This window comes from Ancrocorticia sp. (assembly GCF_052089425.1).
Taxonomy (GTDB): domain Bacteria; phylum Actinomycetota; class Actinomycetes; order Actinomycetales; family Actinomycetaceae; genus Ancrocorticia.
Map to the genome: position 1 here is coordinate 1 of NZ_JBQCZW010000039.1, position 9,731 is coordinate 9,731.

Genomic DNA, 9,731 nt, shown 5'->3' on the forward strand with positions numbered 1-9,731 from the left:
TGGGGACACCACGAGGAATGCGGTGCCAGTGAATGCCTCGAAGAACGGTCGTGGTGGTGCGAGCACTGATATGGGGTGCCAGTATCGCCATACGTTTCACCATGGGTCACCAATAGCCCCCGAACGAACGCAACCACCACCCAAAGCAAGCGCTGGTGCGGACGGAAGGCCCCGCCGTCGTCGTCGGAAAAACCTACTAAGTTGGAATCAGTCGCCGCGCCACAATCGCGCCATGGGGACGGTGTTCAGGACTCGTGCGAGCGTGAGTTTCCAGAACTTCGAAACCTGCCCGTTCGAGCAGACTCTTCATTGTGTTCACAGGGTAGAAGTAGGCGGTCACGACAGCATGCGGGAATGGCTCGACGCGGGGCCCTTCGAAGAATCCGAGGAGGAGCGTACCGCCGGGGTGTAGGCAGCGTGCGAATTCGCGGAGGATGACGGGTAGCTGCTCCGGCTCCGAGTGAATCACGGAGTACCAGCTCAATATCCCGTCGAGTGAACCATCGCTGAGGCGTAGTGACGTGAAATCGCCAACGTGAAAGTGTGTTTCTGGAAATCGAGCCGCCGCGCTGTCAATGAATTCGGGTATGAGGTCGATACCTGTAACTTTTACACCCAGCGCGTGAAGGAAGGCCGTCCAGTGTCCTGGCCCGCAACCGGCGTCCACGGCGGGGCCGTCGAGCGTCGCTGCCCAGCTAGCGATCGTGCGCCGATCCTCCTCGGCCATCGCATCAATCTCGCCCAGCAACGCCGTATATTCAACCGACCGCGCAGAGTAGGCGCTGCGTATCGTTTCAGCTGTCATCGATCGGCCACCGTGCCTCTCTTATGCGGTCGCCCTCCTTTTGTCACAGGCGGGAGTATCGGATCGTTTAACTTGCTCGGGTTCCGCGTGCAGGTCCGAGTCTAGGTCCGCGCGCAGCTCCGCGTACAGGTCCGCGTCGTCCGTGTCGCGGGCAGGGTAAAACGAGCCGCGCAAGGACATGGGACAGGGCAGCGGATGGCACGAGGAGCGCGGCACCTCTCGCATAATCACCGCTGTTCAAGGCGAATCCTTGCCGGTCAAGCTCGCGCCGGGCAAGAAATGCGCCCGGCCACATCACAAGTACAGCTGACACGGCACCTGCCGTGTAACCGCGCTGCGCCGCGGACGCGAGCAGGTGAGTAGCTACATGGCCCTCGAGTCCGGCGACTACCGCACGGTAGAGCGCAGAACCGCCCGCTGCCTTGCGCCCAGATCTACACCCGAACGATACGAGAACGCCCATCAGCCCCACCGCGAGCCACGATTGACGGTGGTCCATCCGCAGCGCCCCAATTCCAGTTCGCTGCGCCAATTTCTCGCAGGTTGCGGGGAAGGTTATCGCTTCTTCGACGTCATGAACTATCCACGCGATAAGTAGGGTAGCGGGCCCTTTGGATCTCATACGGAGATTCTACTTTCTGGCGTTGCGCTGTGAAGTGAGGCGGAATAGTCGTCCTTTTCCGACGACGGCGGAGCCCACGCCACGCCTTTGCCTCCGGTGAGCGGTGTTCCCAGAACGTTTCGAAGCTGGCCGAATCTGGCGGGCGGCGGTGCGCCTCGCAATGCCAAAGGTAGGATAGCCCCCATGGATATTCGGGTGGGTACGGGCGTTGATGTGCACGCTTTCAGTGATGATGAGGATCGTGTGCTCGCTCTGGCATGCCTTCAATGGCCGGGGGAGCGGGCGCTTGAAGGCCACTCGGATGCCGACGTTGCGGCGCACGCGGCGTGCGATGCGGTGCTGATCGCCAGCGGCGTCGGGGATCTAGGAACCGCGTTTGGCACGGATCGCCCGGAGTGGGCGGGAGCGTCCGGCGCCGAGCTTCTGGGCGAAGCAATCCGCATGGTTCGCGCCGAAGGATGGAGTATCTCCAACATTTCGATTCAGATCATCGGCCAACGCCCGCGGTTCCTCCCGCGCAAAGCGGAGGCAGAAGCCACCATGACCGCGGTGGCCGGGGCTCCTGTGAGCATCAGCGCCACTACCACAGATCATCTCGGATTTACCGGGCGCAGCGAAGGGCTGGCCGCGATCGCCACGGCGCTCGTGACTCGCGCAGACTAAGAGGGGCAGGCGAAGTGATGGGCCGAGCGGGTTGAGTGCGCCCAGCCGGTTGAGTGCCCCATCGCCCACCTAAGCGCTTGCCCGTTTCTGCGCCTTGACCGGAATGAACGCTAACAGCCCAACCAGCAGCACCAGCACGATCCCGAGGATGCCGAAGTAGGCGGCGTCGGCGCGCGAGATCCCCAGCACGGCCGCACCTAGGGTGATGGACGTGGAGTACATGAATGGCGAAAGGAAGGACACGGCGCGCCCGGTGGTGGCGTACAGGCCGAACAGTTCGCCTTCGGCCCCTTCTGGAGCGATGCGCGCGAGATAGGTGCGCGATGCGGATTGTGTTGGCCCCACGAACACGCACAGGATCAGGCCGAAGATCCAGAACATGGCGGTTGGGGTGAGCTGGATCGGTCCAAGGTTGATGCCAGCGTGCGCGAAGAAGATGATGAAGGCAACGGTCACCATGGTCCCCAAGCACAGAAGGATCACGGCGCGTGACCCTCGCGCATCATCGAGCCGTCCAAACACGATGGTCGCGATGCCCGCCACCACGTTGGCTGCGATCCCGAAGATCAACACTTGATCGGCCGCAAACCCGAAAGCCGCAGCCGCGAGAACGCCTCCGAATGAGAACACTCCGGCCAGTCCGTCGCGGTAGATGGCGGAGGAAATGAGGAACCACACGACGGATCGGTCGGTGCGCCAGAACCGCACGATGGACCGAATGACCTGCCGGTAGGCATCGATGATGCCGTGCGTTTGGTCCCCAGTGGGCGTGCGATCTTCGCCCTTGATCATGAGCGGGAGTGCGGACAGCAGGAACCAGAAGGCGGCGATCACCATGGATACGCGAATGTTCATGCCGGTTTCGCTGGTGACGCCAAACCATCCCACGTCGGGCGCTATGAAGCCCACGTATAGGATCGCCAGCAGCACGATTCCGCCCACATACCCCATGCCCCAGCCGAATCCGGACACGCGCCCCACGTTCTTCTTCGTGGAAATGTCTGAGACGGTGGAGTTGTATACCACGGAGCCGGTTTCGAAGATGATGTTGCCGAGCGCCAGCAGGATCAGCCCGAGCCACATGAATCCGCCGCCACCATCGGGCTCAACGAAGAACAACAGCGCCACGATGATCACAACCCCCACGGTGGCCCATGTGAGCGTGGTGTTGCGCTTGCCTGTCCGATCGGTCCACTGGCCAACGGCCGGGGCGATGATCGCAACGAACAGCCCAGCGGCGGCTAGCACCCAGCCCAAATACGAGTTGGCGTCAGGCCCGAACAGGTCCGCATTTGTCAGATACGTGGCGAACACGAAGGTGGTCACAACGGCATTAAACGCCGCCGATCCCCAGTCCCACATCGCCCATCGCCAGACCGCCGGGGTGAGGAAATTGCCCTGTTTCGCCGGTTGTGGCTTATCGAGTGGATCAAACTGAGGGGGCACCTCGGTCTCATCGTGGGTGGATGCGTCAGTGCTCATGGGCCACAGCCTAGCGCGTCCCTCCCACACTGCTTCGAGAACGCGGCGGCGCCGGCCCAAGAGGAACGGTGTGGAGTGGTCGGGGGAGGCCTAGTGGCCGGTTAGGGAGTTGAGGAGATCGACGACGACGGTGCCTCCCGAACGTCCGGAACCACCCGTCGTCGTCGCCAAAGCCTTACCCAATCCGGGACGCACACGATCCCCCCGATGATCGCGCCAACCCATGCAGGTGGCATGTTCTTCGAGATGCCCACAACCATCGTCCAGAAGAACACTGTCAGAATCGTGAAGCCGATGAGGGCGAGAGGGTTTTCTCTCCAATCGTCCTCCGAATCCCCTGACTGGTTCTGATCGGGGCTGGTCCCTTTCGTAAAGAAGCCAACCCAACGTGGAATCAAGAAGAGGGCACCCAGCAGCGCGCCGATCCACGCAGATATCGGCTGGCCGGTGATCTTGCCTAAAAGGACGGCGCCCACTAAAGCAGCCAACGCTGTATCTCTCAAAAGTTTGAAAAGTGGCATCGTCATGGCCTCGCTGTCTGATCGCCGTAGATCCGTTGAAAGAGAGTCTCTCACAGGTCAGGGGCGATCACATCCGACGAAAGTAGGAGTGGCTTCTCCTTCGGAAGGCGGGCATTCCGCGAAATGGTGATGAAACGGCGGCGTCCGAATAATGCCGCGGGTGGCCTCAGACGATAGGCTAAGGGCGTGAGCCTCACGATTTATGATTCTGCCACGCGGACCCAACGCGAATTCGTTCCCTTAACACCGGGGAAGGTTGGCGTATACCTCTGCGGCGCCACCGTGCAGGGCGCGCCCCATATCGGGCATATTCGCTCGGCTGTGGCCTTCGATGTGTTGGTACGGTGGCTGCGCCGTTCGGGCTATGAGGTCACGATGGTCCGCAACGTCACGGACATTGACGATAAAATCCTCGCCAAATCGGCAGAGGCCGGTCAGCCGTGGTGGGCGTGGGCCTACAGGTTTGAGCAGGAGTTCGCCAAGGCATACCGCACCCTCGGCCTCATCCCGCCAACCTATGAGCCGCGCGCAACCGGCCACATTCCCCAGATGATCTCTCTCATTCAGGAGATCATCGCGGCGGGTCACGCCTACGTGGGCGATCCCGGCAACGTGTACTTCGATGTGGCCTCCCTAAAGGATTACGGCTCGCTTACTCACCAGTTGGTCGCCAACATGGTGGTGGATGAAACTGACATGGAGTCGGACAAGCGCAGCCCGCACGATTTTGCCTTGTGGAAGGCGCCCAAGCTAGGTGAGCCGGAAACGGCCGCATGGGATTCCCCGTGGGGCAAGGGCCGCCCGGGCTGGCACATTGAGTGCTCCGCGATGTCTGGCCGCTATCTGGGAGAGACTTTCGATATCCACGGCGGCGGTATCGATCTGCGCTTCCCGCATCACGAGAATGAGCAGGCACAGTCCCACGCCGCGGGCCGGGGCTTCGCCCGCTACTGGATGCACAACGCGTGGGTGACGATCGAGGGCGAGAAGATGAGCAAATCGCTCGGAAACTCCCTGATCGTGGAGAACATCATCAAGGATGTTCCCCCGGTGATCCTTCGCCTCGCGCTGGGCACGGTCCAATACCGTTCAACGGTGGCTTACTCGCCCGAAACGCTCACGGAGGCTGCGGCTGTGTGGGAGCGTCTCTCGGGCTTCGTGGAGCGCGCTGTCTCCGCTGTGGGAGAGATCCCTGAAGCAGAAATCGCCTCCATCACCGCCGCAGATCTCCCAGAAGATTTCGTTGCCGCAATGGACGATGATCTGAACGTGTCCGCTGCGCTCGCGGTGATTCACGAAACGGTGACGGCCGGCAACAACGCCCTGTCCGCACGTGACGATCTGGCTACCACCACGGCCCAGCGCGAGGTGCGCGCCATGCTGGACGTACTCGGCCTTGATCCGCTGGCAGAACCGTGGCGCGGAACCGCCGCGACGGACAAGACTCACGATGCTCTGGATGCCTTGGTTACCAACGTTCTGGAGGATCGAGCAGCAGCTCGCGCATCGAAGGATTGGGCGCGCGCTGATGCTCTGCGCGATTCCCTGCAAGCAGCCGGTATCGCCGTTGAAGATTCGGCAGAAGGTGCCAACTGGCACGTGGAGGGACGTTAATGGCAGATAATCGTACAAGCCGCCCAAAAGGCAAGAAGGGCGCTCAGAAGGGCTCCGGCGGAAACAACCGGCGCAGGCTTGAGGGCAAGGGCCCCACGCCCAAGGCGGAAAACCGCACGTATCACCCTGCATATAAGAAGAAGCAGGCGGCCGAAAGCGCCAAGCGTGCAGCCGAATCCCGCGCCACCTCCCGTGCCCTGCGCCCCGGCCTCCAGCTTCCCGAGGGTCACGAGCTCATCGCCGGCCGCAACCCGGTGATCGAGGCCGTCCGCTCGGGAATCCCGCTTACCCGCGTATTCATGATCGGATCGGCTGTATCTGACGAACGTGTGGGAGAAGTGGTTCGCACGGCAACAGCCTTGGGCGCCCCACTCCTCGAGGTTTCGCGATCCGAGCTTGATCGCATGACGGATGAGGCCGTGCATCAAGGCGTAGCCATCGAGGTTCCGCCCTACACCTATGCCGCTCTAGATGATCTGGTCACTCGCGGCAACGTGAGCGAGGCCCCGGGCCTCATCGTGGCGCTGGATTCGGTGACGGACCCGCACAACCTCGGTGCCGTCATGCGTTCGGCTAGCGCCTTCAGCGCGGACGGTATCCTCATCCCGGAGCGCCGCTCGGCCGGAGTGAATGCCACCGTGTGGAAGGTATCCGCAGGCGCGGCCGCCCGCGTGCCGGTGGCGCGCGAAACCAACTTGGTCCGCTCACTCGAATTCTTGAAGAAGGCGGGCTACTTCGTGGTGGGGCTGGACGGCGGCGGCGATACGGAGATCGGCGAGCTGACGGTGGCGGACATGCCGCTCGTGCTGGTCACCGGTTCGGAAGGAAAGGGCCTTGCCCGCCTGACCCGCGAAACGTGCGATGTTATCGCCTCCATCCCGATCGCCCGCGATCTTGAATCACTCAACGCGGCGGTAGCCACGGGAATAGCTCTTTACCAGATCGACATGCTGCGCAAGGCAGCAGAATAGGAATCGAGGCATCATGGCTTCATGGCGTCCAGTCCGCGGTGAGATTTACCGGTTCGATCGCAAGCTTGCGAGCGTGCAGAGCATCGAGCAGTTTTTCGCCGATCATAAGATCATTGCCCGTGGCATCGATGCGGGAGACACCTATGAAGTAGAGCTGGCTGTAACGGGCAGGCGCCGCCGCGTGGCCACGTTGAATGAGGCTGAGGACCTGATTGTTCCTGGCCCCTCGGTTGCGGACCTCGTTGAGCAGATGGATAAATCCCTGCGGAAGGTCCAGATCGAGATCGCTGGCCACGTTGCGTGGGGAAACATTGATCTGGGCGAAGTGGATGTGGCATGGGATGTCCACGATCCCGCCTACCAGCCGGCCCTGCCTCCCTCCACCCCCACCCCATCGGCAGCGTCATCTCCATCAACGGATTCCGCCCCGTCAGCCTCCCGCACGGAAGCGGATCTGACGCCCGGGCTGGACGAAGAAGGCGTTGAGGGGACGCTTCCGGATCTCCCGGAGGGCCCGATGCTCCTGCTCTCTGATCTTTCCTTCGCCGAACTCCCCAGATTCGCCGCCACCCTCGGTTCCCCGATCGCCGCCTTCGATTCTGGCGAGACAAAGGCGGTTCTCGCGGATAACCGCATGCCCGGGCGCGTCTCGCCCGGTTCTCCGGAGTTCGTCATTCTTTTGTCCACGGATCCGAGCGGCTTGGATTCCCCGGTGCTCGTAGTTCGTCACGGTAACTCACGCCTCGCGTGGGACTGGGATTATTCGCTCGCGGATGTCCCGTGGGTTGCCACGAGCGAAACGGCTGCCACCTTCGCTCACGATCAGCTGGGGGCGGGCGCCTTCGTCACTCGCTTGGTAGGTGACCTTCACGATGTGGATGCGGACGCCGTTCGCCGCGCCCTGCTGGGCCCCGCTGAGGACGCCCCGCGCGCCCTGACATCCGCGGTGGGCCTGCCCGATGAGGTGGCCGATTGCTTGGATGGCCTGCTTGAGGCCCGGCTAATTCCCGGCGCCATCGTGTTCGAACCTAAACCGTTCGGCGAGCGTTTCCAGACCACAGTGGCCTACGAGGTATCTGGCCGTGGCCGCGCCACGCCCGAGTTTTGGCGGGTTTTCCGCAAGCTCTATCTGGATCATCCCCACGTCATGGAGGCCTTCGCTTCGGTTCAGGCCGGCGCCGGTTCCGTTGCGATCGTCGCGGCGGCGAAAAATTGGTCCAAGAAGCGCGGCAAGGTTTTCGCCGCGATTGGCGGCGCGCTTTTGCTTGATGCCGCCACCCGCATCATCACTACCCAGTGGGTCCAGGCCGCCCTCGAATACGAGGGGCTTTTGCCGTGGAGTAATTCGTCCGCGGATTCCGCGGATACGCCAGCCTAGTACGTGAGTTTATTAACGACGACGGCGAAGCCACCAACCCCCAGTCCCCCAACCGCTAGGGAGGTATGGGCGGGATAAGGGCGTCATCGCGCCGTTTGAACGTGAGGTTGGGTGCGGACGGAGGGAGCCGTCGTCGTCGGAAAAATATCGAATGATGGACCGCGCTAGTCCATCACGTGAACCCGGGGCGAAAAAAGCGGAGCCAGCTTTCTAGTATAGGCCGGGCGCTCGGCGGACCGGGCGGCCAAGGCACACATCTGGAGGCACTCTTGGCCAAGGCATGGAAACTACACGGAGACGGAAAGCATATCGCGCCAGGGGAGGTAGTCCAACCGGACGAACGCCTCTCGTGGCCAGCAACCATTGGCATCGGAGCGCAGCACGTGGTGGCGATGTTTGGCGCCACGTTCCTCGTCCCGCTGCTCACGGGGTTCAATCCCTCAACTACTCTGTTTTTCACCGGAATTGGCACCCTCCTGTTCATCGGGATCACTTCGGGGCGCCTGCCTAGCTACCTCGGTTCCTCGTTCGCGCTGATCGCGCCGATCGGTGCCGTGACGGGCTACACTCTCGATTCTGGGGTGCCGATCGATCCGCATCGGATGAGCTTGGCGCAGGGCGGCATCGTGTCAGCCGGACTCGCGCTGGCGATCGTGGGCCTGATTGTTCACTTCGCTGGATCCAGATGGATCGATAAGCTCATGCCGCCGGTGGTCACGGGAACGATCGTGGCCTTGATCGGTTTCAATCTTGCGCCTGCTGCGTGGAACAACGTGAAGGCCGCCCCCGTGACCGCCATCGCCACCATCGCGGGCGTGCTGCTGGTGACCGTACTGTTCAAGGGCATTATCGGGCGTCTGTCCATTCTGTTTGGTGTGCTGTTCGGCTACTTCGTTGCCGTTGTGCGAGGCGAAGTGAACTTTGATGCCATCTCCGGCGCTGACTGGGTGGGCGTGCCCGAGTTCCATCCACTCGCCTTCGATCTCACCCTGCTTGGCCTGTTCATCCCCGTTGTTCTGGTGCTGGTTGCCGAAAATGTGGGGCACGTGAAATCTGTGTCCGCTATGACGGGGCGCGATCTGGACGATCTGACCGGGCGCGCGCTATTCGCAGATGGTGTTTCCACGATGTTTGCGGGCAGCGGTGGCGGTTCTGGAACCACCACCTATGCTGAGAACATCGGCGTTATGGCCGCCACCAAGGTGTACTCCACCGCGGCCTATATGGTTGCGGCCTTCTGCGCACTCGGGCTGTCCATGTTCCCCAAGTTCGGGCAGATCGTTGCCACGATTCCTCCCGGCGTTCTTGGCGGTGCCGCCACCATTTTGTACGGGATGATCGGCATGCTGGGTGTGCGCATCTGGGTGCAGAACAAGGTGGATTTCTCCGATCCCGTCAACCTCAACACCGCTGCCATCGCTATGGTGATCGCTATCGCGAACTATACGTGGCACTGGGGCGACATGGTGTTTGAGGGAATCGCACTTGGCTCCTTTGGCGCCATCCTGCTGTACCACTTCATGCGGACCATTTCGCGCTGGCGCGGGACATCTCTCGAATCGCCGTCCCCTGCCTCCGCGCCCGCGGGAACCGAGATCGAGGAACACTCCCTTGTGCGCGAGCACAACTACGGGTGGTGGCGCCGCGTTGGGAAGAAGAGCGGGGCCGGTGACTC

The 9,731-nt window shown here is 62.1% G+C and carries 9 protein-coding genes; 5 read left to right on the forward strand and 4 right to left on the reverse strand.

Going from position 1 to position 9,731, the window contains the following annotated elements; genetic code table 11:
* Positions 1–196: 196 nt before the first annotated feature.
* Both ACTHV6_RS10260 and ACTHV6_RS10265 read right to left on the reverse strand, forming a co-directional pair.
* The gene (locus ACTHV6_RS10260) at positions 197–805 is read right to left on the reverse strand and encodes a class I SAM-dependent methyltransferase (RefSeq protein ID WP_441387417.1); all 609 of its coding nucleotides are present in this window, start codon (positions 803–805) and stop codon (positions 197–199) included.
* 67 nt (positions 806–872) lie between these two features.
* Positions 873–1,427 (reverse strand): HXXEE domain-containing protein, encoded by a 555-nt coding sequence (locus tag ACTHV6_RS10265; RefSeq protein WP_441387418.1) that lies wholly within the window; start codon positions 1,425–1,427, stop codon positions 873–875.
* Positions 1,428–1,610: 183 nt separating this feature from the next.
* On the opposite strand from ACTHV6_RS10265, the gene ispF reads away from it, so the two are divergent.
* Positions 1,611–2,090, forward strand: a complete 480-nt coding sequence (gene ispF / locus ACTHV6_RS10270) for a 2-C-methyl-D-erythritol 2,4-cyclodiphosphate synthase (RefSeq protein ID WP_441387419.1) — start codon at positions 1,611–1,613, stop codon at positions 2,088–2,090.
* A 69-nt stretch (positions 2,091–2,159) separates the two neighbouring features.
* Here the strand turns inward: ispF and ACTHV6_RS10275 are convergent, their stop codons facing one another.
* Positions 2,160–3,572 (reverse strand): MFS transporter, encoded by a 1,413-nt coding sequence (locus ACTHV6_RS10275; RefSeq protein ID WP_441387421.1) that lies wholly within the window; start codon positions 3,570–3,572, stop codon positions 2,160–2,162.
* Between the two features lie 101 nt (positions 3,573–3,673).
* The gene (locus tag ACTHV6_RS10280; protein WP_441387422.1) at positions 3,674–4,093 is read right to left on the reverse strand and encodes a hypothetical protein; all 420 of its coding nucleotides are present in this window, start codon (positions 4,091–4,093) and stop codon (positions 3,674–3,676) included.
* A gap of 186 nt (positions 4,094–4,279) precedes the next feature.
* Here ACTHV6_RS10280 and cysS point away from each other — a divergent pair, with 186 nt between their 5' ends.
* From cysS to ACTHV6_RS10300, 4 genes are all read left to right on the forward strand, one after another.
* The gene (gene cysS / locus ACTHV6_RS10285; RefSeq protein WP_441387423.1) at positions 4,280–5,707 is read left to right on the forward strand and encodes a cysteine--tRNA ligase; all 1,428 of its coding nucleotides are present in this window, start codon (positions 4,280–4,282) and stop codon (positions 5,705–5,707) included.
* On the forward strand, positions 5,707–6,678 hold the full coding sequence (gene rlmB / locus ACTHV6_RS10290) for a 23S rRNA (guanosine(2251)-2'-O)-methyltransferase RlmB (protein WP_441387424.1): 972 nt from the start codon (positions 5,707–5,709) through the stop codon (positions 6,676–6,678). Before cysS ends, rlmB begins: the two co-directional genes overlap by 1 nt.
* A 13-nt stretch (positions 6,679–6,691) precedes the next feature.
* Complete coding sequence (locus tag ACTHV6_RS10295) at positions 6,692–8,056, forward strand: hypothetical protein (protein WP_441387425.1); 1,365 nt, start codon at positions 6,692–6,694, stop codon at positions 8,054–8,056.
* Positions 8,057–8,325: 269 nt separating this feature from the next.
* Positions 8,326–9,731: uracil-xanthine permease family protein (locus tag ACTHV6_RS10300; protein ID WP_441387426.1), on the forward strand; the 1,406-nt coding region annotated here is incomplete at its 3' end.